The sequence below is a fragment of the Frondihabitans sp. GW821-FHT04F02 genome (assembly GCF_059420045.1).
Map to the genome: position 1 here is coordinate 395,275 of NZ_JBWKSZ010000004.1, position 26,137 is coordinate 421,411.

30 protein-coding genes are annotated in these 26,137 nt (G+C 69.3%); 27 read left to right on the forward strand and 3 right to left on the reverse strand.

The genetic code is table 11. The features are described 5' to 3' along the window. Positions 1-67: 67 nt before the first annotated feature. Genes secY through map form a run of 3 tightly spaced genes read left to right on the forward strand, consistent with a single transcriptional unit; the run spans position 68 to position 2,846 of the window. The gene (gene secY / locus AC07TY_RS13520; RefSeq protein WP_123506954.1) at positions 68-1,390 is read left to right on the forward strand and encodes a preprotein translocase subunit SecY; all 1,323 of its coding nucleotides are present in this window, start codon (positions 68-70) and stop codon (positions 1,388-1,390) included. After that, on the forward strand, positions 1,387-2,004 hold the full coding sequence (locus AC07TY_RS13525) for an adenylate kinase (protein WP_123506955.1): 618 nt from the start codon (positions 1,387-1,389) through the stop codon (positions 2,002-2,004). Before secY ends, AC07TY_RS13525 begins: the two co-directional genes overlap by 4 nt. 8 nt (positions 2,005-2,012) lie before the next feature. Next, complete coding sequence (gene map / locus AC07TY_RS13530; RefSeq protein ID WP_123506956.1) at positions 2,013-2,846, forward strand: type I methionyl aminopeptidase; 834 nt, start codon at positions 2,013-2,015, stop codon at positions 2,844-2,846. Between the two features lie 94 nt (positions 2,847-2,940). Here map and AC07TY_RS13535 read toward each other — a convergent pair whose 3' ends face one another. Beyond that, positions 2,941-4,242 (reverse strand): LCP family protein, encoded by a 1,302-nt coding sequence (locus AC07TY_RS13535; protein ID WP_233580043.1) that lies wholly within the window; start codon positions 4,240-4,242, stop codon positions 2,941-2,943. 273 nt (positions 4,243-4,515) lie between these two features. Here AC07TY_RS13535 and infA point away from each other — a divergent pair, with 273 nt between their 5' ends. From infA to AC07TY_RS13590, 11 genes are all read left to right on the forward strand, one after another. After that, a complete protein-coding gene (gene infA, locus AC07TY_RS13540; RefSeq protein ID WP_055965022.1) occupies positions 4,516-4,737 on the forward strand; it encodes a translation initiation factor IF-1 in 222 nt (73 codons plus the stop codon). An 87-nt stretch (positions 4,738-4,824) separates the two neighbouring features. Next, on the forward strand, positions 4,825-4,941 hold the full coding sequence (gene rpmJ / locus AC07TY_RS13545; protein ID WP_055965025.1) for a 50S ribosomal protein L36: 117 nt from the start codon (positions 4,825-4,827) through the stop codon (positions 4,939-4,941). Between the two features lie 144 nt (positions 4,942-5,085). Further along, positions 5,086-5,460, forward strand: a complete 375-nt coding sequence (gene rpsM, locus AC07TY_RS13550; protein ID WP_123506958.1) for a 30S ribosomal protein S13 — start codon at positions 5,086-5,088, stop codon at positions 5,458-5,460. A 42-nt stretch (positions 5,461-5,502) separates the two neighbouring features. Next, complete coding sequence (gene rpsK / locus AC07TY_RS13555; RefSeq protein WP_055799944.1) at positions 5,503-5,901, forward strand: 30S ribosomal protein S11; 399 nt, start codon at positions 5,503-5,505, stop codon at positions 5,899-5,901. A 191-nt stretch (positions 5,902-6,092) separates the two neighbouring features. Continuing rightward, the gene (locus AC07TY_RS13560) at positions 6,093-7,085 is read left to right on the forward strand and encodes a DNA-directed RNA polymerase subunit alpha (RefSeq protein WP_123506959.1); all 993 of its coding nucleotides are present in this window, start codon (positions 6,093-6,095) and stop codon (positions 7,083-7,085) included. Positions 7,086-7,131: 46 nt separating this feature from the next. Next, positions 7,132-7,728, forward strand: coding sequence for a 50S ribosomal protein L17 (gene rplQ / locus AC07TY_RS13565; protein ID WP_123506960.1), 597 nt, complete (start codon positions 7,132-7,134; stop codon positions 7,726-7,728). A 99-nt stretch (positions 7,729-7,827) separates the two neighbouring features. After that, positions 7,828-8,736 (forward strand): tRNA pseudouridine synthase A, encoded by a 909-nt coding sequence (locus tag AC07TY_RS13570; RefSeq protein WP_494785662.1) that lies wholly within the window; start codon positions 7,828-7,830, stop codon positions 8,734-8,736. 172 nt (positions 8,737-8,908) lie between these two features. After that, positions 8,909-9,355, forward strand: coding sequence for a 50S ribosomal protein L13 (gene rplM, locus AC07TY_RS13575; protein ID WP_123506962.1), 447 nt, complete (start codon positions 8,909-8,911; stop codon positions 9,353-9,355). A gap of 31 nt (positions 9,356-9,386) precedes the next feature. Then, the gene (gene rpsI, locus AC07TY_RS13580; protein WP_123506963.1) at positions 9,387-9,872 is read left to right on the forward strand and encodes a 30S ribosomal protein S9; all 486 of its coding nucleotides are present in this window, start codon (positions 9,387-9,389) and stop codon (positions 9,870-9,872) included. Between the two features lie 19 nt (positions 9,873-9,891). Beyond that, positions 9,892-11,262, forward strand: coding sequence for a phosphoglucosamine mutase (gene glmM, locus AC07TY_RS13585; protein WP_494785663.1), 1,371 nt, complete (start codon positions 9,892-9,894; stop codon positions 11,260-11,262). A 27-nt stretch (positions 11,263-11,289) separates the two neighbouring features. Then, the gene (locus tag AC07TY_RS13590; RefSeq protein ID WP_494785664.1) at positions 11,290-12,468 is read left to right on the forward strand and encodes an MFS transporter; all 1,179 of its coding nucleotides are present in this window, start codon (positions 11,290-11,292) and stop codon (positions 12,466-12,468) included. 19 nt (positions 12,469-12,487) lie between these two features. Here the strand turns inward: AC07TY_RS13590 and coaA are convergent, their stop codons facing one another. Beyond that, a complete protein-coding gene (gene coaA, locus AC07TY_RS13595; RefSeq protein WP_123506965.1) occupies positions 12,488-13,438 on the reverse strand; it encodes a type I pantothenate kinase in 951 nt (316 codons plus the stop codon). A gap of 65 nt (positions 13,439-13,503) precedes the next feature. Between coaA and glmS the strand changes: the two genes are divergently transcribed. The 10 genes from glmS (at position 13,504) to AC07TY_RS13645 (ending at position 21,935) form a co-directional block, all read left to right on the forward strand. Continuing rightward, positions 13,504-15,351: a glutamine--fructose-6-phosphate transaminase (isomerizing) gene (gene glmS / locus AC07TY_RS13600; protein WP_123506966.1), complete on the forward strand. Its 1,848-nt coding sequence runs from the start codon at positions 13,504-13,506 to the stop codon at positions 15,349-15,351. 3 nt (positions 15,352-15,354) lie between these two features. Next, on the forward strand, positions 15,355-15,729 hold the full coding sequence (locus AC07TY_RS13605) for a holo-ACP synthase (protein WP_494785665.1): 375 nt from the start codon (positions 15,355-15,357) through the stop codon (positions 15,727-15,729). Beyond that, positions 15,726-16,826 (forward strand): alanine racemase, encoded by a 1,101-nt coding sequence (gene alr, locus AC07TY_RS13610; RefSeq protein ID WP_123506967.1) that lies wholly within the window; start codon positions 15,726-15,728, stop codon positions 16,824-16,826. The genes AC07TY_RS13605 and alr (AC07TY_RS13610) overlap by 4 nt, the downstream gene beginning before the upstream one ends. Beyond that, entirely contained in the window at positions 16,823-18,094 is a 1,272-nt protein-coding gene (gene alr, locus AC07TY_RS13615) for an alanine racemase (RefSeq protein ID WP_494785666.1), read from the forward strand. The genes alr (AC07TY_RS13610) and alr (AC07TY_RS13615) overlap by 4 nt, the downstream gene beginning before the upstream one ends. Beyond that, on the forward strand, positions 18,091-18,603 hold the full coding sequence (gene tsaE, locus AC07TY_RS13620; protein ID WP_494785667.1) for a tRNA (adenosine(37)-N6)-threonylcarbamoyltransferase complex ATPase subunit type 1 TsaE: 513 nt from the start codon (positions 18,091-18,093) through the stop codon (positions 18,601-18,603). Before alr (AC07TY_RS13615) ends, tsaE begins: the two co-directional genes overlap by 4 nt. Positions 18,604-18,649: 46 nt before the next feature. After that, positions 18,650-19,351, forward strand: coding sequence for a tRNA (adenosine(37)-N6)-threonylcarbamoyltransferase complex dimerization subunit type 1 TsaB (gene tsaB / locus AC07TY_RS13625; RefSeq protein ID WP_488625415.1), 702 nt, complete (start codon positions 18,650-18,652; stop codon positions 19,349-19,351). Next, positions 19,348-19,800 (forward strand): ribosomal protein S18-alanine N-acetyltransferase, encoded by a 453-nt coding sequence (rimI, locus tag AC07TY_RS13630; RefSeq protein WP_494785668.1) that lies wholly within the window; start codon positions 19,348-19,350, stop codon positions 19,798-19,800. Before tsaB ends, rimI begins: the two co-directional genes overlap by 4 nt. Next, positions 19,797-20,852, forward strand: coding sequence for a tRNA (adenosine(37)-N6)-threonylcarbamoyltransferase complex transferase subunit TsaD (gene tsaD / locus AC07TY_RS13635; RefSeq protein ID WP_488625417.1), 1,056 nt, complete (start codon positions 19,797-19,799; stop codon positions 20,850-20,852). Before rimI ends, tsaD begins: the two co-directional genes overlap by 4 nt. Positions 20,853-20,998: 146 nt before the next feature. Continuing rightward, the gene (locus AC07TY_RS13640) at positions 20,999-21,301 is read left to right on the forward strand and encodes a DUF4190 domain-containing protein (RefSeq protein ID WP_488625418.1); all 303 of its coding nucleotides are present in this window, start codon (positions 20,999-21,001) and stop codon (positions 21,299-21,301) included. Positions 21,302-21,410: 109 nt separating this feature from the next. Then, complete coding sequence (locus AC07TY_RS13645) at positions 21,411-21,935, forward strand: DUF4190 domain-containing protein (RefSeq protein ID WP_494785669.1); 525 nt, start codon at positions 21,411-21,413, stop codon at positions 21,933-21,935. A gap of 6 nt (positions 21,936-21,941) precedes the next feature. Here AC07TY_RS13645 and AC07TY_RS13650 read toward each other — a convergent pair whose 3' ends face one another. Beyond that, entirely contained in the window at positions 21,942-23,132 is a 1,191-nt protein-coding gene (locus tag AC07TY_RS13650) for a class I SAM-dependent methyltransferase (RefSeq protein WP_494785670.1), read from the reverse strand. A 149-nt stretch (positions 23,133-23,281) separates the two neighbouring features. On the opposite strand from AC07TY_RS13650, the gene groES reads away from it, so the two are divergent. The 3 genes from groES to AC07TY_RS13665 all read left to right on the forward strand — a co-directional run bounded on the left by groES (position 23,282) and on the right by AC07TY_RS13665 (position 26,125). Beyond that, positions 23,282-23,578 (forward strand): co-chaperone GroES, encoded by a 297-nt coding sequence (gene groES / locus AC07TY_RS13655; protein ID WP_123506974.1) that lies wholly within the window; start codon positions 23,282-23,284, stop codon positions 23,576-23,578. A gap of 147 nt (positions 23,579-23,725) precedes the next feature. After that, positions 23,726-24,682, forward strand: a complete 957-nt coding sequence (gene rarD / locus AC07TY_RS13660) for an EamA family transporter RarD (RefSeq protein WP_494785671.1) — start codon at positions 23,726-23,728, stop codon at positions 24,680-24,682. 111 nt (positions 24,683-24,793) lie between these two features. After that, positions 24,794-26,125, forward strand: coding sequence for an ABC transporter substrate-binding protein (locus AC07TY_RS13665; protein WP_123506976.1), 1,332 nt, complete (start codon positions 24,794-24,796; stop codon positions 26,123-26,125). Positions 26,126-26,137 lie beyond the last annotated feature (12 nt).

Sequence of the window (26,137 nt, forward strand, 5' to 3'; positions counted from 1 at the left end):
CCTGAGGGGGTGGCCCGGATACGGGCCGCCCCCATCAGTCGTCTATCCTCATCACCGGGAGGCCCTTGTGTTCAGAGCTGTATCGCGGATTCTCCGCACACCCGACCTACGCCGAAAGATCGGGTTCACGCTCGGCATCATCGCGCTCTTCCGCCTGGGAAGCTTCATTCCCTCGCCGTTCGTCGACTACAGCAACGTCCAGGTCTGCCTGGCCGGCAACCAGTCGACGTCCGGTCTCTACGAGCTCGTCAACCTGTTCTCCGGCGGCGCGCTCCTCCAGCTCTCGATCTTCGCGCTGGGCATCATGCCCTACATCACGTCGTCGATCATCGTGCAGCTGCTCCGCGTGGTCATCCCGCACTTCGACAACCTCTACAAAGAGGGTCAGTCGGGCCAGGCCAAGCTCACGCAGTACACGCGCTACCTCACGATCGCGCTGGGCATCCTCCAGTCGACGACCCTCATCACCGTCGCCCGCTCGGGTGCGCTGTTCGGCTCGTCGACCGTCTCCGAGTGCAGCCAGCTGATCACGAACAACGCCTGGTATGCCATCCTCCTCATGGTCATCACCATGACGGCCGGCACCGGACTCATCATGTGGATGGGTGAGCTCATCACCGAGCGCGGCATCGGCAACGGCATGTCGCTCCTGATCTTCACCTCGATCGCCGCCAAGTTCCCCACGGCCCTCTGGGCCATCGAGCAGGCCAAGAGCTTCGAGGTCTTCCTGATGGTCATCGTGGTCGGCATCGTGATCATGGGTCTCGTCGTCTTCGTCGAGCAGTCGCAGCGGCGGATACCCGTCCAGTACGCCAAGCGGATGGTCGGTCGCCGAACCTACGGCGGCAACAACACGTACATCCCGATCAAGGTCAACATGGCCGGCGTGGTGCCCGTCATCTTCGCCTCGTCGCTGCTGTACCTGCCGGCGCTCGTGGCCCAGTTCAACACGCCCTCCGACGGCTCGGCTCCGGCTGCCTGGGTCACCTGGGTGCAGACGAACCTCACCTCGGGCGACAAGCCTCTCTACATGCTCCTGTACTTCATGCTCATCATCGGCTTCACCTACTTCTACGTGGCGATCACGTTCAACCCCGAAGAGGTCGCCGACAACATGAAGAAGTACGGCGGGTTCATCCCCGGCATCCGCGCCGGTCGACCCACCGCCGACTACCTCGACTACGTCCTGACGCGCGTGACGCTCCCCGGATCGCTCTACCTGGGCCTGGTAGCCCTCATCCCGCTCATAGCGCTGGCCACCGTCGGGGCGAACCAGAACTTCCCCTTCGGCGGGGCGAGCATCCTGATCATCGTCGGTGTCGGTCTCGAGACCGTGAAGCAGGTCGATTCCCAGCTGCAGCAGCGTCACTACGAGGGGCTCCTTCGATGACCGACGGTCCGAGTGCGGACGGCGCACGTCTCCTGATCGTCGGGCCTCCCGGCGCCGGCAAGGGCACACAGGCGGTGCGCATCGCCGAGTCGTACGGCATCCCGGCCATCTCGACGGGAGACATCTTCCGCGCCAACGTCAAGAACGAGACGCCCCTCGGCCTCAAGGTCAAGGCGATCATGGACGCTGGCGACTACGTGCCCGACTCGCTGACCAACGAGCTCATCGACGACCGCCTCGCACAGTCCGACGCGGCCGAGGGCTTCCTCCTCGACGGCTATCCGCGCACGTCCGACCAGGTCGCGCACCTCGACGCCCTCCTCGCGTCGTCGGGTCTCGAACTCACCGCCGTCGTCCAGCTCGTCGCCGATCGCGACGAGATCGTGGAGCGTCTGCGCAAGCGCGCCGTCGACCAGGGGCGCAGCGACGACACTGAAGATGCGATCCGTCATCGCCAGGACGTCTACCTCCGCGAGACGGGTCCGCTCATCTCGGCCTACGCCGACCGCGGGATCCTTCTGGAGGTCGATGGTCTCGGCACGATCGACGAGGTCGCCGACCGCATCGACGAAGTGCTGTCGGCACGGGGCATCCGCCCCACCGCCGCGGCCTGACGCGGGCAGTGGCGTTCTCCAAGCCGGGCATCTACAAGAAACCCGACGAACTCCGGCGCCTCGTGGCGCCGGGGCTGCTGACGAGTGCCTCGCTCGACGCGGTGGCGGCGGCGATACGCCCCGGACTCACCACGGGTGAGCTGGATGCGATCGCCGAGCGGGTCATCCGCGACGGCGGGGGTGAGCCGAACTTCATGCTGGTCCCCGGCTACCGTCACACGGTGTGCTCGTCGGTGAACTCAGACGTCGTCCATGGGATCCCCGGCGGTCGGGTGCTGCAGCCCGGCGACATCGTGTCGATCGACAGCGGCGCCCAGCTCGACGGCTGGAACGGCGACAGCGCCCGCTCCTTCGTGCTGGACGGCGACCCCGACGACGATCGCGCCCTCGTGCGGACGACCCTCAACCGCGTCACGGAGCAGTCGCTCTGGCACGGCATCGCCGCTCTCGCGTCGGCCAAGCACCTCAACGAGGTCGGCGACGCCATCGAGGGCTACGTCGAAGAGCAGGGCGAGTTCGGGATCCTCGAAGACTATGTCGGGCACGGCATCGGCCGATCGATGCACGAGGAGCCCCCGGTCTTCAACTACCGTGTCCGCGGCCGCGGCCCTGCAGTTCGTCCCGGTCTCGTCGTCGCCATCGAGCCGATGATCACCGCCGGCGGCATCGACACCGTCACCCAGGACGACGACTGGACGGTCACGACCGTCGACGGCTCCGATGCCGCGCACTGGGAGCACTCGGTGGCGGTGCACGCGGACGGCATCTGGGTGCTGACGGCGGCCGACGGCGGAGCCGCGGGGCTGGCCCCGTTCGGCATCAGGCCCGTCCCGATCCCGTAGCCCCGGACCCCGGTCGAGCACGGTGCCGTTGCGACCGCGTCAGAACGGCGGCCACCGGAGTCGGTGGGCGCCGTTCCTGCGCTGACGAGTGCTTCTAGTAGCCGTTGCCGACGGAGCAGGTCGCCTCGGAGGCCGCCTGCCCGGTGATGGTGGAGGGCAGGGCCGTCGACGAGGAGGTCGGCGTCGAGGTGGCCTTGCCGGTGGCTGTCGACGACGACGTGCCGCTGGAGGCGGACGACCCCGAGGAGGTGCCGGTTGACGTGCCCGACGAGGCGCCGCTGCCGGAGGTGCCCGACGACTCCGCCTGCGATGCCCGGCCCGTGCTGTCGTCGCCGAGCGAGAACTTCGTGTCGTTCTGCAGGGCTGTGTCCAGGACGGTGGCGTCGGCCTCGCTGGCCACGACCCGGTTGGAATCCTGGGGATCGGCCGTCGTCGGGTACTGGACGAACAGGACGTTCGACAGGTCGATGTTCTTGAGAGCCAGGCCGAGCTCGACCATGGTGTCGGTGTTGCTGAGGCTGGTCGAGAGCGTCATGTTCTTCACAGCCGCCGACGCCAGCGCGTAGAGCTTGACGGGGTTGCCGAGGGTTCCGGCGGACGCGATCTTGCGCATCATCGCCGAGAGGAAGACCTGCTGCGACGAGATGCGCGCGAGATCGCTGCCGTCGCCGACGCCGTGACGGGTGCGGAGGAAGGCGAGCGCGGTCGAGCCCTGGAGGACGTGCTTGCCGGCGGTCAGATCGAGGCCGGTGTCGCTGTCGACGATGGGGGAGGCGACGCACACGGTGACCCCGCCGATCGCATTCGACATCGAGATGACGCCGTCGAACGTGATCTCGGCTGCGTAGGGGATGGTGAGGCCGGTCATCGACTCGACCGTCGCGACCGTGCAGCCGAGGCCCTGGCCGAGGGTCGTGTTGAACTGCTGATAGGAGAGCGCAGGGAAGGTCGACCCGTCGGTGCCGGTGCAGGAGGGGATGTCGACCATCAGGTCGCGCGGGAAGCTGACGGCCGTCATCTGCTTGTGGTCGGCCGACAGGTGGATCAGGATCGTGACGTCGTTGCGGCTGCCGTCGGCGACGCCGGCCTGCACCTCGGTCTGGCCGGAGCGCGTGTCGCTGCCGACGAGGAGGATGTTGGCGCCCCCCTCGATGGCTCCGATGGAGGTCTGCTGGGCGATCCTGTCTTCCTTGGAGCCGATCGACACGCTCTTCACCGAGCTGGCGACGTCGTGGAAGGCGTAGGCGCCGACACCCGCCACCGTGACGACGGAGACGCCCAGCGCGACCGCGACGATCATCGCCGCGAAGCGGATCGGGTGAGGTCGACCAAGGCGGCCATGGCGGGCGGCGCCGGGGATACGGGGGGCTCGGCGGCTCGAACGCTCTTCGGGCACGGGTCTCTCTTTCGTTGCTCTGAGGCGCACGCCCGGTGATCGCCGTAGGCGGACGAACCGAACGACTCAGGGTCGACTGCGGCGTGTCGAGTTGACCCACCAGGTTGGCAAACAGTAGCGCAATCCCATAAGATTGACCCTTGGTGCCGTGGGCGCCTGCCCGCGTGCAATCTTCAAGCTGCTTCCTGTGAATCCGCTTGAGCCGCGACAGGTCATTCTCCGGCGCCACTCCCCGCAAGACCAGAACAACCAATTTTTAGCGACAGTGAGGCTATGGCCAAAAAAGACGGTGTCATCGAAATCGAAGGCGCAGTGGTCGAAGCGCTGCCCAACGCGATGTTTCGCGTTGAGCTGAGCAACGGACACAAGGTCCTCGCGCACATCTCCGGCAAGATGCGGCAGCACTACATCCGCATCCTCCCCGAAGACCGTGTGATCGTGGAGCTCAGCCCCTACGACTTGACCCGCGGCCGGATCGTCTACCGATACAAGTAGGCCAGTCCTAGAAACACGGCGCGTTCTGGAAAGGAACGGCCCGGCGCACCCGTCGGGCACGAGGCCAGCGAGTCAAAAGGAAGCAACATGAAGGTCAAGCCCAGCGTCAAGCGCATCTGCGAGCACTGCAAGGTGATTCGCCGCAACGGTCGCGTCATGGTGATCTGCAACAGCAACCCGCGCCACAAGCAGCGCCAGGGCTGAGCGGTTCCCTAGCTCCACCAGCATCACCCCACTGCAGCACCAGAGCCGTCCGGCGCCGAGAGGCGCAGGACGGGGACACCCCGGGCGGAGGCCCTGGCACCGGCGCTGCGACACACCTCCACCATCTCTCAAGGAGAAGCCACAATGGCACGTCTAGCAGGCGTTGACATCCCGCGCGACAAGCGCGTGGAAGTCGCACTGACCTACATCTACGGAGTCGGCCGCACCCGCTCGCTCAAGGCTCTGGCCGAGACCGAGATCGACGGCAACATCCGCGTCAAGGACCTCACCGACGACCAGCTCGTCGCGCTCCGCGACTACATCGAAGGCAACTTCAAGGTCGAGGGTGACCTCCGCCGTGAGGTGGCCGCCGACATCCGCCGCAAGGTCGAGATCGGCAGCTACGAGGGCATCCGCCACCGCCGCGGCCTGCCCGTCCGCGGACAGCGCACCAAGACGAACGCTCGCACCCGCAAGGGCCCGAAGCGCACCGTCGCCGGCAAGAAGAAGGCTCGCTAGGCCCGGCGTCCGCCGTAGCCTTCAAGGTTGTAGGAGAAAAAATTGGCAGCACCTAAGTCGGCCGCGCGCAAGCCCCGCCGTAAAGAGAAGAAGAACGTCGCCGTGGGCCAGGCCCACATCAAGTCGACGTTCAACAACACCATCGTTTCGATCACCGACCCGTCCGGTGCCGTCCTGAGCTGGGCTTCGTCCGGCGCGGTCGGCTTCAAGGGCTCGCGCAAGTCGACGCCGTTCGCCGCACAGCTCGCCGCTGAGTCGGCTGCGCGTCAGGCGCAGGAGCACGGCGTCAAGAAGGTCGACGTGTTCGTGAAGGGTCCGGGCTCGGGCCGCGAGACCGCGATCCGCTCGCTCCAGGCCGCCGGCCTCGAGGTGGGCTCGATCAACGACGTCACCCCGCAGGCGCACAACGGCTGCCGCCCGCCGAAGCGCCGTCGCGTCTGAGTTAAGCGTCGCGCCGCGCCTCTGACAGCCCCTTCCCGGGGTGTCAGAGGCCGCGGCGCTCGCCTCGTTCTACCGTCACCCGGGCGCGTCCGCGCACTCGGGGCACCTCACAACTCAAAAGACCGACTGACAGCCACCCAGTCGTACCGCCAAGAGTCATATAGCGGACTCTTCGCCGAAAGGAATCCACAGTGCTCATTGCACAGCGCCCCACTCTCACCGAGGAGAACATCTCGGAGTTCCGCTCCCGCTTCGTGATCGAGCCCCTCGAGCCCGGCTTCGGCTACACGCTCGGCAACTCGATGCGTCGCACCCTCCTTTCGTCGATCCCCGGAGCGGCTGTCACCAGCATCCGTATCGACGGCGTCCTGCACGAGTTCACGACCGTTCCCGGTGTCAAGGAAGACGTCACCGAGATCATCCTGAACATCAAGAGCCTGGTCGTCTCGAGCGAGCACGACGAGCCCATCACCGCCTACCTGCGCAAGCAGGGCGCCGGTCAGGTCACCGCCGCCGACATCTCGGTCCCGGCCGGTGTCGAGGTGCACAACCCCGAACTCGTCATCGCGACGCTGAACGACAAGGCGAAGTTCGAGCTGGAGCTCACCATCGAGCGCGGCCGCGGCTACGTCACCGCGGTGCAGAACCGCTCGGAGTTCTCCGAGGCCGGCCAGATCCCGATCGACTCGATCTACTCGCCCGTCCTCAAGGTCACTTACCGCGTCGAGGCGACTCGTGCCGGTGAGCGCACGGACTTCGACCGCCTGGTCGTCGACGTCGAGACCAAGCCCGCGATCAGCCCCCGCGACGCCATCGCCTCGGCCGGCCGCACGCTGACCGAGCTGTTCGGACTCGCTCGCGAGCTCAACAACGCGGCCGAGGGCATCGAGATCGGCCCGGCTCCCGTCGACGCCGTCCTCTCGAGCGAGCTCCAGACCCCGATCGAAGACCTCGACCTGTCGGTCCGCTCGTACAACTGCCTCAAGCGCGAGGGCATCAACACGGTCTCCGAGCTCGTCGCTCTGTCCGAGACGCAGCTGATGAACATCCGCAACTTCGGTCAGAAGTCGGTCGACGAGGTGAAGGACAAGCTCGTCGAGCTCGGCCTCTCGCTCAAGGACACCGTGCCCGGTTTCGACGGCGCCCACTTCTACAGCGGCTACGACGAGGAGGAGACCAACTAGGTCTCCGCCCGCCCGCCCTCCTCACTCACACACTTAGGAATCCACTATGCCCAAGCCCACGAAGGGTGCCCGCCTCGGCGGCGGTCCCGCCCACGAGCGTCTCCTCCTGGCCAACATGGCCGGTCAGCTGTTCACCTACAAGAGCATCAAGACGACCGAGACGAAGGCCAAGCGCCTCCGTCCCGTCGCCGAACGCCTGGTCACGTTCGCGAAGCGCGGCGACCTCCACTCGCGTCGTCGCGTGATGAGCATCCTCCGCAACAAGGAGACCACGCACATCCTGATGTCGGAGGTCGCGCCGCTGCTCGAGCTGCGCGAAGGCGGCTACACCCGCATCACGAAGCTCGGCTTCCGCAAGGGCGACAACGCCTCGATGGTCCAGATCGAGCTCGTGCTCGAGCCGGTGACCCCGAAGGCCAAGAAGTCCTCGTCGAAGAAGGCCGCCGCCCCCGCGACGACCGAGGCCCTCATCGAGGAGCCCGCCGAAGAGCTCACCGCCTCCGACGAGACGATCATCGAGGCGACCACCGAGGCCCCCGAGGCCGAGGCGCAGGGCACGACCGAGGCTGACGCCGAGGCCGCATTCGAGGACGCCCCCGCCGACGAGGCGGCCGAGGCTCCGGCCGACGGCGACAAGAAGTAGTCCGTTCCACTGCACCACAGCCGTGAAGGCCCGCCTCCTCCGGGAGGCGGGCCTTCTGGCGTCCCGCCGACGATCGCGTGCGTAGACTTTTCTCTCGTGATGAGCGACGCCCCCGAGCCCGAGGTTCGGCTGAAGAGCGGAGACACGCGACTCCGGCTCGACATCTCGTACGACGGCACCCGATTCAACGGCTGGAGCACGCAACCGGGCCTGCGCACCGTCCAGGGCGAGATCGAGGCGGCCATGGCGACCACGTTCCAGCGCACGCTCCCGGCTCCGAGGCTCGTCGTCGCGGGGCGTACCGACACGGGCGTCCACGCGACCGGCCAGGTCGCCCACCTCGACCTCAGCCCCGAGCAGCTCGCCTTTCTCCAGGTCCCGCACCGCAACAAGACGAAGTACCCTCCCTTCCCGCCCGCGAAGCGCCTCGCCCGGCGGATCAACGGCCTGGCCGGCGCCGAGGACGACCTCTTCGTCACCGACGCGACGATCGTCGACGGCGCCTTCGACGCCCGCTACTCGGCGCTGTGGCGGGAGTACGAGTACCGCGTCTCGGACCTCACCGGCCCCCGGCACCCGATCCGCCGTCTCGACACGCTGTGGACCGACGTCACCGTCGACGTCGACCTCATGAATGCCGCCGCGCTCTCGCTCCTCGGCCTGGACGACTGGGCCGCCTACTGCCGACAGCGCGAAGGCGCCACGACGATCCGCACCCTCCAGGAGTTCCACTGGCGTCGCGACCCCGACGGCGTGCTGGTCGCGCGTGTCCGTGCCGACGCCTTCTGCCACAGCATGGTCCGGTCGCTGGTCGGCGCCACGCTCGCCGTGGGGCAGGGGCTGCTCGCGGTCGACGACGCCGTGCGGATCCGCGACTCCCGGGCCCGCAAGGGGCAGTTTAAGGTCGCGGCGGCCCACGGCCTCACGCTGCGCGAGGTCCGCTACCCCGAAGCGCAGGAACTCGGGGCCCGCGCGTCCGTCACGCGGGCCCGCCGTCAGTCGATGTGACGCCTGTTGCCGCCCGGCCGGTGATCCTGTAGCGTATCCCCTTGGTGTCTGCGCAACTGCGCGCTTCACCCGAAGTTGAGCCCTCCACCTGACTCATTCGCCCGCATCGCGATCGAATGGCAACGGAGCGGGATTCACGAACCTCTCACCTCGACAAGAAAGCAGCACTACTGTGACGCGCACTTTCTCCCCCAAGCCGGCTGATGTCCAGCCGGAGTGGCTGATCATCGACGCGAACGACATCGTTCTCGGCCGTCTCGCCAGCCACGTCGCCGCCCTCCTCCGCGGCAAGCACAAGCCGACCTTCGCTCCGCACATGGACATGGGCGACTTCGTCATCGTCATCAACGCCGAGAAGATCGCCCTGACCGGCTCGAAGCTCCAGACCAAGCTGGCCTACCGCCACTCGGGCTACCCGGGCGGCCTCTCGGCTCAGACGTACTCCGAGATGCTCGAGAAGCACCCGACTCGCGCCGTCGAGAAGGCCATCCGAGGCATGCTGCCGAAGAACTCGCTGGGCCGCGCCCAGATCGCAAAGCTGAAGGTGTACGCGGGTCCTGAGCACCCCCACGCCGCGCAGAAGCCCACGGTGTACACCCTCGACCAGGTCGCCCAGTAGCGACCGCTGAAGACCTAAAGGACTTATTACAGTGGCTAGCATCGCCGATTCCATCGAATCCACCCCCGAGAGCTTCACGACCGAGAGCGCCGCTCCTGTCGCTGCTGCAGCTCCCCGCCCCGTCCTGACCGTCGGCGGCGGCGCCGTCGGCCGTCGCAAGCAGGCCATCGCCCGCGTGCGCCTCGTCCCCGGCACCGGCAACTTCGTCGTCAACGGCCGCACCCTCGAGGACTACTTCCCGAACAAGCTGCACCAGCAGCTGATCAACGACCCGTTCAAGGTCCTCGACCTGCTCGGCTCGTACGACGTCGTCGCGAAGATCTCCGGCGGTGGCCCTTCGGGTCAGGCCGGCGCCCTCCGCCTCGGCATCAGCCGCACGCTGAACGAGATCGATGAAGAGAACAACCGCGCCGAGCTGAAGAAGGCGGGCTTCCTCAGCCGCGACGCTCGCGTCAAGGAGCGCAAGAAGGCTGGTCTCAAGAAGGCCCGTAAGGCTCCTCAGTTCTCCAAGCGCTAACACCTGGCGAGGCTTCGCGATGACGCGACTTTTCGGAACCGACGGAGTTCGGGGCCTTGCCAACCGTGAGCTGACGGCCGCGCTCGCCCTGGGTCTCGCCCAGGCGAGCGCGGTCGTGCTCACGAAGGGGCACCACGCCGATGCCCGCCGCGCCGAGGGGCGACGTCCTGTCGCCGTCCTCGCGCGGGACCCTCGCATCTCGGGGGAGTTCCTCGCCGCTGCGGTGGCCGCCGGTCTCGCGTCCTCCGGGGTCGACGTGCTCGATGCCGGGGTGATTCCGACGCCGGCTCTCGCCTTCCTCGTCGAGAACTCCGGCTCCGACTTCGGCGTCATGATCAGCGCGTCGCACAACCCGGCTCCTGACAACGGCATCAAGTTCTTCGCGTTCGGCGGCACGAAGCTGCCCGATGAGGTCGAAGACCGCATCGAGGCCACGATGGACGCCCCCCGGCTCATGCCGGTGGGTGGCGACGTCGGCCGCATCCGGCGGTTCGCCGATGCCGAAGACCGCTACGTCGTGCACCTGATGGGCGCGGTGCGCAACCGCCTGGACGGCATCCACGTCGTGCTGGACTGCGCCCACGGCGCGGCCGCCGGCGTCTCGCCCGAGGTCTTCCACGACCTCGGTGCCCGTGTCACCGTCATCGGCGCCGACCCCGACGGCATCAACATCAACGACGGCGTGGGCTCGACCCATCTCGACCAGCTCGCCGCCGCCGTGCTCGAGCACGGCGCCGATGTCGGCATCGCCCACGACGGCGACGCCGACCGGTGCCTGGCTGTCGACGCCTCGGGCGCCGCCATCGACGGCGACCAGATCATGGCGATCCTCGCCATCGCGCTCAAGGAGCGCGGCGACCTCGCCCAGGACACCCTCGTCGCCACCGTCATGTCGAACCTCGGCCTCAAGCGCGCGATGCGCGACAACGGGATCGCGGTCGTCGAGACCGGCGTGGGCGACCGCTACGTGCTCGAGGCCATGAACGAGCACGGCTACAGCCTCGGCGGCGAGCAGTCGGGCCACATCGTCTTCCAGCAGCACGCCACCACCGGCGACGGCATCCTCACCGGCCTCTCGCTCGTGGCCGAGATGGCCCGCACGGGCAAGTCGCTCGCCGAGCTCGCTTCGGTCATGACCGTCTTCCCGCAGATCCTGATCAACGTCCGCGACGTCGACCGCTCGGCCCTCGACGGCAACGAGGTCGTCGCCGCAGCCGTCGCCGAGGCCGAGGCCGAGCTGGGCGACTCGGGGCGGGTGCTCCTTCGCCCGTCGGGCACCGAGCAGCTCGTCCGCGTCATGGTCGAGGCGGCGTCGCAGGACGACGCGGACCGCATCGCGCACCGTCTCGCCGACGTCGTCCGCGTGCAGCTGGCCGCCACGCCCGCCTAGCCGACTCCGGAGCGGTACCGTCGACCGGTGACGTCCAACCCCCGCTCGACTCTCGGCTTCGCCGCAACCCTCTTCGTCTTCGCCGTGGTCATGATCGGCACCACGCTGCCGACGCCCATCTACCCGGAGCTGCAGCGGGAGTTCGGCTTCAGCGGCTCGACGACGACGGTGCTATTCGCGGTGTACGCCGGCGGTGTCATCGTCGCTCTCGTGACGGTCGGCCGCCTCAGTCAAGTCGTCGGGCGAAAGCCGCTGCTCCTCGCGGGCATCGTGCTCTCGCTGATCAGCGCCGTGCTCTTCGCGATCGCCACGGCCGAGTCGCTGCTCTTCATCGGCCGCATCATCTCCGGATTCTCTGCGGGCATCCTCACCAGCACGGGCACGGTCGCCGTCCTGGAGGCGGCACCCGACTCGAAGCGCCGCATCGCCGGACCTCTCGCGACGGCGGCGAACATCGGCGGCCTCGGTCTCGGCATGCTCCTCGCAGGACTCGTGGCGCAGCTCACGCCGTGGCCGACCAGGGCGCCGTTCGTGATGCACGCCGTCCTTCTCGTCATCGCCGGCATCGCCCTCCTCGCGATCCGAGAGAGCGTGGAGAAGCAGCCGGGAGCCCGCTTCCGCCTGCAGCGGCCCGGTGTGCCGGTCGAAGCGCGCTCCGTGTTCGCGGCGGCGGCCTTCGGAGCGACGGCGGGCTTCGCGGTCTGCGGCCTGTTCTCATCGGTCGCGCCGAACTTCGTCGGGATCGTGCTCGGCATCCACTCGCCCCTCGTCGTCGGCGTCGTGACGGCCTCGCTGTTCATCGCGTCGGCCGCGGCGCAGATCGCCTTCGGCGGTCTCGCGGTGCGGCGAGCCATCGCGCTCGGCGCCGTGCTCCTGTTCATCGGCATGGCCCTGCTGGCGGCGGCCCTGCCCCTCGCGTCACTCGCCCTTCTGGTAGTGGCCTCGATCGTCTCGGGCGCGGGTCAGGGACTCCTCTTCAGCTTCGGCCTGCGCGCCATCACCGGTGCCTCGCCGGATGCCGTCAGGACGGAGGCCACGAGCGCCTACTTCATCGTCGCGTACCTCGCGATCTCCGTCCCCGCTATCCTCGCCGGGGTCGCGGTGAAGCTCGTTGGGCTGTCCGAGACGGGGATCGGATTCGCCGTCGCGGCCGCAATCGTGTGCGTCTTCGCCTTCTCGGGTCGGCGGCGCTTTCCCGCGAGCTGAGGCCCGTCGAGAGGCGCCTCTAGATCTTCCGGAGCAGCACCGACGCCACCTTGTGGTCGGCGCCCTTCCGCAGCACGAGCGTCGCGCGCGAGCGGGTGGGCTGCACGTTCTGCTTCAGGTTCGGCTCGTTGACGCTCCGCCAGACCTGCCGGGCGAAGCCGAGCGCCTCGTCTTCGGGGATCTCGGCGAAGCGATGGAAGAACGAGTCCTTCTGGTTGAACGCGCCTTCGCGCAGCGATCGGAACCGCTCGACGAACCAGTCCTCGATGTCGTGGGTGCGCGCGTCGACGTAGACGGTGAAGTCGAACAGGTCGGACAGGGCGAGGCGGCCGCCGATGGGCGGCTGCAGCACGTTGAGGCCCTCGACGATGAGGATGTCGGGCTGGCGCACGACGACCTCGGCACCGGGCACGATGTCGTACTCGAGGTGCGAGTAGAACGGCGCGCGCACCTCGGGGGCGCCGCTCTTGACCAGCGAGACGAACTTGAGCAGCGATCGTCGGTCGTACGACTCGGGGAAGCCCTTGCGGTCCATGATGCCGCGACGCTCGAGCTCGGCGTTCGGGTACAGGAACCCGTCGGTGGTGATCAGCTCGACGCGCGGGGTGTCGCTCCAGCGCGAGAGCAGCTCGCGGAGCAGGCGCGCGACGGTCGACTTGCCGACGGCGACGCTCCCGGCGACGCCGATCACGAACGGGGTCCGCTGGGCCCGCTCGCCGAGGAAGTCGCTGGTCGCCCGATGCAGGTTCCGGGCGCCGGCAGCGTAAAGGTTGATGAGGCGGCTGAGCGGCACGTAGACGTCGCTGACCTCCTGCAGGTCGAGCCGGTCGCCCAGCCCCCGAAGCTGCACCAGCTCGGTCTCGGTCAGGGGATTCTGCGCCCGAGGTGCCAACGCCGCCCACGCGTCGCGATGGATCTCGACGAACGGGGTGGGGTGGGTCGGGGGAGCGGCTGCGGTCGCATCGGCCATAAGTAGAGAGGCTATACGCCGAGCGGCGGACGAGTCCCCGGGCGGCGTCGAATAGGCTGGCTGGCATGTGTGGAATCGTTGGATATGTCGGCTCTGACAAGAGCGTCGAGGTTCTCCTCGGCGGCTTGAAGCGTCTGGAGTACCGGGGCTACGACTCGGCCGGAATCGCCGTGATCGCGCCCGACGGCTCGCTCGGCATGCGCAAGAAGGCCGGCAAGCTGCAGATGCTGGTCGACGACCTGACCGCGGCGCCGCTGGCCGACGGCAGCACCGGAATCGGCCACACGCGGTGGGCGACGCACGGCGGCCCGACCGACCAGAACGCGCACCCGCACCTCGCCGACGGCGGCCGGCTCGCCCTCATCCACAACGGCATCATCGAGAACTTCTCCGAGCTCAAAGAAGAGCTGCTGCTCGAGGGAGTGCAGTTCCTGAGCGAGACCGACTCCGAGGTGGCCGCTCACCTGGTGGCCCGCGCCTACCGCGAGACCGGCGACCTCGGCGAGGCCCTTCGCGCGGTCGTGAAGCGCCTCGAGGGGGCCTTCACCCTGCTGGTGGTGCACGCCGACCAGCCCGGCGTCGTGGTCGGGGCGCGCAGGAACTCCCCGCTGGTCATCGGCCTCGGCGACGGTGAGAACTTCCTCGGGTCCGACGTCGCCGCGTTCATCGAGTTCACGCATCGCGCCATGGCCATCGGCCAGGACCAGCTCGTCACGATCACCGCCGACGAGGTCACCGTCGTCGACTTCGACGGCAACCCCGTCGAGGCCACCGAGTTCGAGGTCACCTGGGACGCCAAGGCGGCCGAGAAGGGCGGCTGGTCGAGCTTCATGGCGAAGGAGATCTCGGAGGAGCCCGAGGCCGTCGCCAACACGCTGCTGGGCCGCGCCGTCGACGGCGCCGTGCACCTCGACGACCTGGAGCCGCTCCGAGAGCGCCTCCTGACCGTCAACCGGCTCATCATCATCGCCTGCGGCACAGCCGCCTACGCCGGGATCCTCGGCAAGTACGCGATCGAGCAGTGGTCGCGCCTCCCCGTCGAGGTCGAGCTCGCGCACGAGTTCCGCTACCGCGACCCGGTGCTCGACGAGCACACGCTCGTCGTGTCGATCAGCCAGTCGGGCGAGACGATGGACACCCTCATGGCCGTCAAGTTCGCTCGCGAGCAGGGCGCCCAGGTGCTGTCGATCTGCAACACGCAGGGCGCGACGATCCCGCGCGAGAGCGACGCCGTCATCTACACGCACGCCGGCCCCGAGGTCGCTGTCGCGTCGACCAAGGCGTTCGTCGCGCAGGGCACGGCGCTCTTCCTGCTCGGCCTGCACCTCGCGACGATCCGCGGCACGCTGACCGCCGACGAGATCGCCGAGCAGGTCGACGACCTCAAGGCCATCCCGGAGAAGATCTCGCGAGTGCTCGAGACCGGCGAGCGCATCAAGACGCTGGCCGGCTGGATGGCCGACACCCGCTCCGTGCTCTTCCTCGGCCGCCACGTCGGCTACCCGATCGCGCTCGAGGGCGCTCTCAAGCTCAAGGAGCTCGCGTACATCCACGCCGAGGGCTTCGCCGCCGGCGAGCTGAAGCACGGCCCCATCGCTCTGATCGAGCCGGGCCAGATCGTCTTCGTGATCGTGCCGTCGCCCCGCGACCCGCGATCGCTGCACGCCAAGGTCGTCTCGAACATCCAGGAGATCCGCGCTCGCGGCGCACGCGTCATCGCGATCGCCGAGGAGGGCGACGCGGCGGTCCTGCCGTTCGCCGACGAGGTGCTGCACATCCCGCTCGCGGCGCCCCTGTTCGAGCCGCTCCTCGCGGTCGTCCCGCTCCACATCTTCGGCATGGAGCTGGCGAGCGCCAAGGGGCTCGACGTCGACCAGCCGCGCAACCTCGCCAAGAGCGTCACGGTCGAGTAGCTCGTGGCCATCGTGGGGATCGGGGTCGACGTCGTCGACGTCGGCCGTTTCGAGCGCTCGCTCGAGCGGACCCCGGCGTTGCGCGCCCGGCTGTTCACCCCGACCGAGCTGGTCCGCGAGGGCGAGCCGCGCCGGATCGAGTCGCTCGCGGCCCGGTTCGCCGCCAAGGAGGCGTTCATCAAGGCCGTCGGCGGGTCGACCGGGATCTCCTGGCACGACATGGTCGTCGGCGCCGACGATCAGCGCGCGCCCTCGCTGCTGCTGAGCGGCGGTGCCGCGGTGCTGGCCGAGTCCCGGTCGGTCACGCGCGTGCACCTCTCGCTCAGCCACGACGCCGGCATCGCGACGGCGTTCGTCGTCGCGGAGAGCAGCTCGTGACCCGCGAGGCCGTCGTCGCGGTCGACCGCGCGGCGCTGCAGCACAACGTCGACGTGCTCCGCCGCGCCGTCGCCCCCGCCGCCGTGATGGCCGTCGTCAAGGCGAACGCCTACGGCCACGGCGCAGTCGAATCGGCGCTGGCGTTCGAGGAGGCCGGGGTCGACTGGCTGGGCGTGGTCGACCTCGACGAGGCGGTGGCCCTGCGCGAAGGCGGTGTCGACGCGTCGATCCTGAGCTGGCTGCACGCACCCGGCGAGACGTTCGAGCGGGCGGCGGCGTTCCGCATCACGCCGGCGGTCTCGGACCTGGAGCAGCTCGAGGCGTGTGCTGCCGCAGGAGTTCCTGCGGTCCATCTCGTGATCGACACGGGGCTCAGCCGCAACGGCGCCACCTCGTCGGAGTGGCCAGCCCTCTTCGACCGGGCGGCCGAGCTCGCGGGCGTCGTCGAGATCGAAGGGCTGATGACCCACCTCTCGAACACGTCGCCGCACGAGGACGGCCACCAGATGGCGGCGTTCGTGCGCGCGGTCGGACTGCTCGCCGAGCGCGGCATCACTCCACCGCTGCAGCACCTCGCCGCGTCGGCGGCCGCGCTGTCGTACCAGGCGTCGCGCATCACGATGGTGCGGTTCGGGCTGGCGATGTACGGCCTGAGCCCGTTCGACGACCGCGCCAGCGCCGACCTCGGTCTGAGGCCCGCGATGACCCTGTCGGCTCCGGTCATCGGCATCAAGGCGGTCCCCGCCGGCGAGGGCACCTCGTACGGCTACACCTGGCGCGCGAGCGTCGACACCCGGCTGGCGCTGCTGCCGATCGGATACGCCGACGGCATCGCCCGGCACGCCGGCAACAGCGCCCAGGTGCTGCTCGGCGGCAGGATGCGCCCCGTCGTCGGCCGCGTCGCCATGAACGCCCTCACGGTCGACATCGGGCCCGACGACCCGGCCGACCCCGTGCGCCTCGGCGACGAGGCCGTGTTCTGGGGCGACGAGGCCGCAGGCCACCCCACCGCCGCCGACTGGGCCGACGCCACCGGCACGATCAACTACGAGGTCGTCGCGACGCTGTCGCCGCGGCTGCCGAGGAGCTGCCGATGAGCGCCCGCACATCGCCGTCCGCTGCGCCGTGGCTGCGCCGAGCGACGATCGACCTCGACGCGTACCGCTCGAACCTCGGCCGCCTGCGCGAGCTGGTCGCTCCCGCCGAGCTGATGGCCGTTGTCAAGGCCGACGGCTACGGGCACGGCGCCACCCACCTCGCTGCGGCCGCGCTCGAGGTCGGGGTCCGCTGGTTCGGCACGCTCGACCTCCGCAACGCCCACGAGCTGCGCGCCGCCGGGTTCCGTCCGCCGGCCGGGCCGGACGGCACGGCCGACCCCGACGCAGTCGCGCTCTTCGCCTGGCAGTTCTCGTTCACCGAGACGTTCGAGCGCGCCGTGTCCGAGCGGATCGACCTCGGCATCTCGTCGCTCGCGCAGCTCGAGTCCGTCGCCCGCGCCGTCGAGGCCGTCTCGCAGGCGTCGAGCCCCGATTCGGGCGGCGCCGTCGACCCGGCGCTGACCGCGCTGGTGCACCTCAACGTCGACACCGGCCTGCACCGCGACGGCGTCCTGCCCGCCGACTGGGAGCCGCTCGTCACTCGCGCCGTCGAGCTCGTCGGCGCCGGAGTCATCCGTCTCCGAGGCATCTACTCGCACCTCGCCGAGGCCTCCGACGACGAAGACACCGACTCGGCCGTGCTGCTCACCGAGGCCGTCGAGCGCGCGAACTCCCTCGGAGCGCGGTTCGACCGCCGGCATCTCACCGCCTCGAGCGCCGGCATGGAGCGGCCCGAGCTGCGCCTCGACATGGTCCGCATGGGCTCGAACACCTACGGCATCCCCGTCACCGACGGAGTCTCGGCCGCCGACCGCGGACTCACCTCGGTGATGACGCTCAGCGCCCGCGTGGCCCGGGTCAAGAGGATCGCCGCAGGAACGGGCGTCTCGTACGACTACACCTACCGCGCCCCGCACGAGACCACCGTCGCCCTCGTCCCCGTGGGCTACGCCGACGGGGTGTCGCGACGCGCCCAGCACGGGGTCTCCGTGGCCCTCCGCGGCAAGCGGTACCCCATCGTCGGCCGCGTCGCGATGGACCAGTTCTTGATCGACGTCGGCGACGACCCCGTCGAGGTCGGCGACGAGGTGACCCTGTTCGGCACCGGCTCGCGCGGCGAGATGACGGTCGGAGAGTGGGCCGACGTCATCGGCACGATCGGCGAGGAGGTCTGCTCGGGGATCGGCCCGCGGGTGCCGCGGGCCTATCTCTCTGAGGGCGCTGACCTGTCTGAGGGTGCCGGCCTCTCCGAGAGCGCCGACCTGTGACGGTCGTGTGGGAGGGGACGATCGACGACTCGAGCGCCATGGAGAGGTTCGGGCGGCGGGTGGGCGGGTTCCTGCGCGCGGGCGACCTGCTGGTGCTGACGGGCCCCCTCGGAGCGGGCAAGACGACCATGACGCGCGGACTCGGCCTCGGCGTCGGGGTGCGCGGGCAGGTGGCGTCGCCCACGTTCGTGCTGGCACGCACGCACCCCGCGCTGCACGCCGGCGGGCCGCCGCTGGTGCACGTGGACGCGTACCGGCTGGGCTCCGCGGCCGAGCTCGACGACCTCGACATCGACTACGACCGATCGATCGTCGTCGTGGAGTGGGGCGCGGGGCTGCTCGACGGCGTCACGGAGTCGTGGCTCGAGGTGACGATCGAGAGGCCGACGGGGGCGGGATCAGCCGCTCTCGAGGCGGAGACCGAGGCCGAGGCGGAGATCGACGAGCCGCGGCACGTGGTCGTCGAGGGGCACGGGCCGCGCTGGGACGGCGTGGCGCTGCGGCTCTGATCCGCCGACGCGGCGCCGCGCCCCGGCGGCGAACTACGATTGACGCATGCTTCTGGCGATCGACACCTCCGCGGGCACATCGGTCGCCGTGGTCGACCGCGACGGCGGCGTCCTGGCCGAGGCCACCGAGTTCGACACGCGCCGTCATGCCGAGGTCGTCGGCGAGCTGATCGCCGCGTGCCTCGACGAGTCGGGCATCGCGCCGCACGGCCTCAGCGCCGTCGTCGCGGGCATGGGCCCCGGGCCGTTCACGGGCCTGCGCGTCGGAATCGCGGCCGCGCGCGCCTTCGCGTTCGGCGCCGGCAAGCCCTGTCTGCCGCTCGTCAGCCACGACGCCATCGCCTTCGAGCGGCTCGGCGGCCTGGCCGTGGCGACCGGCTCTGCGGATGCTGCCCCAGCGACGACCGGCACCGCGAGGCCGTTGCTCGTCGTCACCGACGCGCGCCGCCGCGAGGTGTACTGGAGCGCGTACAGCGGGCTCGACGAGGCGGGGCTCCCCGTGCGGATCGGGGCGCCCGCGCTGACCCGGCCGGCGGAGCTCGACGAGGCGGTGTCGAGTTCCTGCGGTGCGGACTTCGCCGCGGCCGCCACGCGCACGGATCCCGCGGCGACGACCGTGTCGGCCGGCGCTCTCGGCATGCTCGGCGAGACCCTGTTCGCGAACCGGCGCCCGTTCGCCGCCGACGAGCCCCTCTACCTGCGGTCGCCCGACGTGACGGTCCCGGGCGCACCGAAGCGCGTCTCGTGAGCGTCGAGTACCGCCGCGCCGTGGCAGACGACCTCGACGTGCTGATGGGCCTCGAGCAGTCGCTGTTCGCGAACGACGCGTGGAGCCGCGAGCTGATGGCCGCCGAGCTCGCGAACCCGCAGTGCCTCTACCTCGTGGCCGAGCAGAGCGGCGAGGTCGTCGCGTACTCGGGCATCGTCGTGGCGCCCGGTGGTCCGGAGTCGGACGTCCAGACGATCGCCGTGGTCGCGGAGGCGCGGCGGCAGGGCATCGCGCGCGAGCTCATGCGGCTCATGCTCGACGAGGCGTCCTCACGGGGCGCGCGCGAGACCTTCCTCGAGGTGAGGGTCGACAACCCCGGTGCCCAGGCCCTCTACGAGCTGCTCGGCTTCGTCGGGATCGCCGTGCGCCCGCGCTACTACATGCCCGACGGCGTGGACGCGCTCGTGATGAAGAAGGAGCTGCCGTGAGCAACCCGCCACTCGTGCTGGGCATCGAGACCAGCTGCGACGAGACCGGCGTCGGGATCGTCCGGGGCCGCACCCTGCTGGCCAACGTGATCGCCTCGTCGATGGACGAGCACGCCCGGTACGGAGGCGTGGTCCCCGAGATCGCCGCGCGTGCCCATCTGGAGGCGCTCCAGCCCGCGCTCACCGCGGCACTCGCCGAGGCGGGCGTCGCACTCGACGACCTCGACGCCATCGCCGTCACCAGCGGCCCGGGGCTCGCCGGGGCGCTGATGGTCGGCGTCGGAGCGGCCAAGGCCCTTGCGCTCGGTGCCGGCAAGCCGCTGTACGCCGTCAACCACCTCGTCGGACACGTCGGGGCCGACGTGCTCCGCGACGACGGCACCGCCATCGAGCTGCCGACGATCGCGCTGCTCGTGTCGGGGGGCCACACGTCGCTGCTGCACGTGCGCGACCTGCTCGACGACGTCGAGCTGCTCGGCGAGACCATCGACGACGCTGCGGGGGAGGCCTTCGACAAGGTCGCGCGCCTTCTGGGGCTGCCCTACCCCGGTGGCCCGCAGATCGACCGCGTGGCGGCCGAGGGCGACCCGAGGGCCATCCGCTTCCCACGCGGGCTCACCCTGCCGAAAGACCTGGCGAAGCACCGCTACGACTTCTCGTTCTCGGGGCTCAAGACGGCGGTCGCCCGCCACGTCGAGAAGCTCGAGAACGCCGGTGAGCCGGTTCCCGTCGCCGACGTGGCCGCGAGCTTCCGAGAGGCCGTCGTCGACGTGCTGCTGACGAAGGCGCTCGCCGCGTGCGCCGACCGGGGCGTACCGCGACTGCTGCTCGGCGGCGGCGTCGTGGCCAACGCGAGGGTGCGACAGGTGGCCGCCGAGCGGTGCTCCGCCGCCGGGATCGAGCTGCGGATCCCTCCGCTGTCCCTGTGCACCGACAACGGCGCCATGATCGCCGCACTCGGGGCCGAGCTGGCCGCCCGCGGCCGCACCCCGTCGCCGCTCGGATTCGGGGCCGACTCGACCCTGCCGGTCACGAGCGCGCAGGCGGTCTAAGCGACACCCGGGGTACATCCTGAGGGGCACTCAGAATGCCGTGGTCTATCGTCCTGTCCAGTTCGTCTCCGCGCGAACTCGGACGGAACCCCCGGCCGCACACCCGAACAAGGAGTTGCACGACGATGTCCGATTCAACGCCCCCCGTGGCCCCGCCCAGCAATGACGCCTACGCCCAGCCCGGAGCAGCTGCCGGCAAGCTGAACGGCCTCGCGGTCGCCTCGCTCGTCGTCGGAATCGTGGGAGTCACGTTCGTCCTGTCGTTCTACGGGATCCCGGGCCTGGTGGCCCTGATCCTCGGTATCGTCTCCCGTCGCCAGATCAAGGCCACCGGCCAGCGCGGTGCCGGTTTCGCACTCGCCGGCATCATCCTCGGTGCCATCGGCATCGTCATCGGCATCCTCTCGATCATCCTGGCTTCGGCGGTCGTCGCGAACATGAACAAGTAGTCGTCCGCGAAGGCGGGGTCGCTCGTCGGCCCCGCCTTTCGCGTCCCTTCGGTAGGGTCGAGGGCGTACAACCCGCCCCGCGACACCGATCACACACCGGAGCAGCAGCATGACCGACCAGAACCAGCCCGGCCAGGAGCCCACGGGTCAGCAGCCGCCCGCGTACGGCTCGACCCCGCCCGCCTACGGCCAGCAGCCACCGGCGTACGGATCGACCCCGCCGGCCTACGGCTCCGGCGACGCGGGCAAGCAGCAGTACGGCTACGGACAGCAGCCCGGGTACGGCCAGCAGACGTCGGGCTACTCGCAGCAGCCCTACGGGGCGCAGCCGTACGGCGGGGGCTACCAGCCGGTCGGCACGAACGGGCTGGCAATCGCAGCGCTCATCACCGGCATCGCCATCGTCTTCACCGGCGGCTTCTCGGGAATCGCTTCCTTGATCCTCGGAATCCTGGCCAAGCGCCGCATCCGCGAGACCCACCAGGAGGGCAGCGGTCTTGCAACCGCCGGAATCGTGCTCGGCATCATCGGAATCGTCTTCGCGATCCTGAGCATCGTCGGCCTCGTCCTGCTGTTCGCGCTTGCCGGCACGGAGGGCTTCACCGAGGGCACCAGCGGCAGCTACCCGTACTAGAGGGAGTCAGGCGACGCGCTCGCAGAGCAGCGCCGTGTGCCGCCCCGCCACGCGCGTCAGGATGAGCGTCGCCTCGTTCGACCCCTTGAGCTGCAGCCGCCTGCGGAACGCCGCCGGGTCGACGTCGACGCCCCGCTTCTTGATCTCGACCCGGCCGATGCCGCGCGCCTTGAGCTCCTGGCGCAGGCGCTTCTCGTCGAGCGGAAGCGTCTCGACCACCCGGAAGCACTGGGCGAACGGCGTCGGCTCCGAAGTCGGCGCCGTCAGGTAGGCGATGTCGCGGCTGATGGTCGTCGCGCCGAGCGATCGGGCCAGATCGCCGATGAGGCGGGCCCGGATCACCGACCCGTCGGGCTCGTAGACGAACTCGGAGAGTTCGCCGACCTCGACGTCGCCGGAGTCGCCGGGCGCTGTCATCTCGGCCGGGCCGTCGGGGCCGAGCACCAGTGCGGCCCGCCTGATGCCGGGCCGGGCGAGAGGGCCGAACCAGACGCCGACCTCGACGACCGAGCGGTCGACCGAGATCCACTGGCACTCGGCGTCCGAGGGCATCAGCTCGCGGTCGACGCCGGGACCGAGCTTGACGCCGGTCGGGAAGCGCTCGGCGAAGCCGAACGCGACGTCGAGGGTGGGCGACCACTGCGAGGGGTCTTGAATCCGGGAGGTCTGGCCGGTGCCGGCGGTGCGGCGCGCCGGATCGAGGAAGACGCCGTCGACGCCGTCGAGGTCGACCTCCTCGGCCGTGGCGTGCACGACGGAGGCGGCGCTCCACGGGGCGAGGTTGAACGACGCTATGGCGGCCGTCACCTCGTCGCGGTCGACGGCGACCACGCCCATTTCGAGCGCCGCGAACGCCAGCGCGTCGCCGCCGATGCCGCAGCCCAGGTCGGCGACCCGGGTGACACCGGCCTTGCGGAAGCGCCCGGCGTGGCTCGATGCCACCGCAAGCCGCGTCGCCTGCTCGAGGCCCGCCTCGGTGAAGAGCATGCTGTCGGCGAAGTCGCCGAACTTCGCGTGGCCCTTGGCGCGCAGCTTCGCCTGGCTGAGCACGGCCGCGACGAGCTCGGGGGAGTGCCCCTCCTTGCGCAGCCGCGCCACCTGCGACACCACATCGGCCTTCTGATCGAAGGGCGGCAGCGAGTCGAGCAGCCGCAGCCCGTCGGGGGTGAGGAGGGTGCGGAGCTCGGAAGTGTCCATGGCCCAATCGTGCCACTGCTAGCACTCGGATTGACCGAGTGCCAGCCACGCCCTACAGTTGAACTGGCACTCACCCGCGTGAAGTGCCAACAACACAATCTCTGTTCTTAGCAACACCGTCGCAGCTCGTGAGAAAGAAGAGGTCAACCGTGTCGGTCAACATCAAGCCGCTCGAAGATCGCATCGTCATCCGTCAGGTCGAGGCCGAGCAGACCACTGCCTCCGGTCTCGTGATCCCGGACACCGCCAAGGAGAAGCCCCAGGAGGGCGAGGTCGTCGCCGTGGGCCCCGGCCGCATCGACGACAACGGCAACCGCGTCCCGCTCGACGTCGCCGTCGGCGACAAGGTCATCTACTCGAAGTACGGCGGAACCGAGGTCAAGTACTCGGGCGAAGACCTGCTGGTCCTCTCCGCTCGCGACGTGCTCGCGGTCATCGTCAAGTAACGACGACGTTCACGAAGAACCCCGCCTCCTCGGAGGCGGGGTTCTTCTGTGTCGACGGTCATCCAGGAACGCGACGTGGCAGTTTGTGCGCGCACGCTGGCGGTCACGAGCCGCCCCGGTGTCGGCGGCCGCGGATAGTCTTTCGAGGTGACCCAGACAGACACCCCTCGCGCCGGCCTCCTCTACGCGGTGGCGGCCTACGGCCTCTGGGGCGTCCTCCCGGTCTACTTCCTCCTGCTGCGCCCCTCGGGTGCGATCGAGATCGTCGCCTTCCGCATCCTCTGGTCGCTGGTGTTCTGCGCGATCCTGCTTGCCGTGACCCGCTCGTTCGGCCGCTTCGCGGCCCTGGCACGCGACCGGACGATCACCGGCACGCTCGCACTTGCGGGGGCGTTCATCGTCGTCAACTGGACCACGTTCATCTTCGCCACTCTCACCGGCCACGTGGTCGAGGCCGCCCTCGGGTACTTCATCAACCCGCTCGTGACAGTGCTGCTCGGCGTCTTCGTGCTGCGCGAGACGCTCAAGCCGCTGCAGTGGGTGGCGGTGGGCGTCAGCGTCGTCGCGATTCTCGTGATCGCGATCGGCTACGGGTCGTTCCCGTGGATCTCGCTGGTGCTGGCGTTCTCGTTCGGCTTCTACGGCCTGATCAAGAAGCGCGTCGGCGGCCGGGTCGACGCGGTCAGCGGCCTGACCATCGAGACGATGGCGGTCGCGATCCCCGCCGGCATCGCGCTCGCCGTCGTCGGTGCGACCTCGGGTCTCGCGTTCGGCAGCAGCGGCACGGGGCACGTCGTGGCCGTCGTCGGCACGGGCGTGATCACCGCCGTGCCCCTCCTCCTGTTCGCCTCGGCCGCCCGCCGTCTCCCGCTGTCGACGCTGGGACTCACCCAGTACATCGCGCCGATCCTGCAGCTCATCGTCGGCGTGGCCGTGCTCCACGAGCCGATGACCACGTCGCGCTGGGTCGGCTTCGCCCTCATCTGGGTCGCGCTCGTGATCCTGAGCATCCACGCGGTCTCGTCGGGACGCCGCGAGCGGGTGTCGGGGGCTCGACGACTCCCAGTCACCACATCACGAATTGCTAACGAAACCCCAAGGTGACCCCGGCAACACACACGCGAAACAATCGCCGCATAGGTTCTAACCCATTCACACGGTTGGGCTGCACGCCATCGTGCCGCCGCATCACCACCGTCAAGAAAGGGTTCACGGATGATCAGATCCACCACAGCCGTGAAGGCGCTAGCGATCATGGGGGCAGTCTCTGTCGCCCTGGTCGGCTGCTCCTCCACGAGCACCCCCTCCGCTTCGACCTCTGCTTCGTCGACGTCGACGAAGAAGGCCGACCCGGCAGCGGCCTGCAAGCCGGGCACGCCCAGCACTGACGCCCTCAAGATCGGCACGATGCTGCCGCTCACGGGATCCCTCGCGTACCTCGGCCCGCCCGCTATCGCGGGTGCAGGCCTGGCCCTCGACGACATCAACAAGGCCGGCGGCGTCCTCGGCAAGGACGCCTCGATCTCGACCGCCACCGACTCGGGCGACTCCAGCGACCTCACGGTGTCCACCGCGGCCGCGGCGAAGCTGAAGGCCGCCAAGGTCTCCGTCGTCCTCGGCGCCGAGTCGTCGAGCGTCACGCTGAACGTCATCGACCAGATCACCTCGAGCTGCACCATCGAGATCTCGCCGGCCAACACGGCGTCGTCGCTCTCGGGCTACTCGTCGTACTACTACCGCACCGCTCCGCCGGACTCCGTTCAGGGCTCGGCGCTCGGCCAGCTCGTCGTCAACGACGGTCACGCCAAGGTCGCCTTCCTGGTCTTCAACGACTCGTACGGCACCGGCCTCCGCGACTCGACGCAGAAGGCCATCGAGGCTGCCGGCGGCTCGGTCGTCTACGGCGGCACCGGCAAGAGCCAGGAGTTCCCTCCCGGCCAGACCACGTTCTCGACCGAGGTGACCGCGGCTCTCGCCACCAAGCCCGACGCGATCGTGATCCTCGCGTTCGACGAGACCAAGTCGATCGTCCCCGAGCTCGTCGCCCAGAACTACGACCTCAAAGACACGTACATGTCTGACGGCAACACGGCCGACTACTCGAAGGACTTCGAGGCGGGGACGCTCAACGGCGGCCAGGGCACCATTCCCGGTGCTCAGCCCAACGACGACCTCAAGAAGCGCCTGAGCGCCTGGTACAAGTCGAACAACGGCAAGACGCTCGCCGACTACTCGTACGCCGCCGAGTCCTACGACGCCATCACCCTGACCGCTCTCGCGGCCGAGGCCGGCAAGGGCACGGATGCTCCGACGATCCAGTCCAAGATGGCAGCGGTCTCCGGTGCTGACGGCGGCACGAAGTGCACGTCGTACGCCGACTGCAAGACCCTCCTCGACGCGGGCAAGGACATCCAGTACACGGGTCCCTCCGGCATCGGTCCGTTCAACACGAACAACGACCCGTCGAGCGCCTACATCGGCATCTACAAGTACGACAAGAACAACAAGCCGGTGTACCAGAGCAGCATCCAGGGTGACGTGAAGTAGTCAGTCCCCATC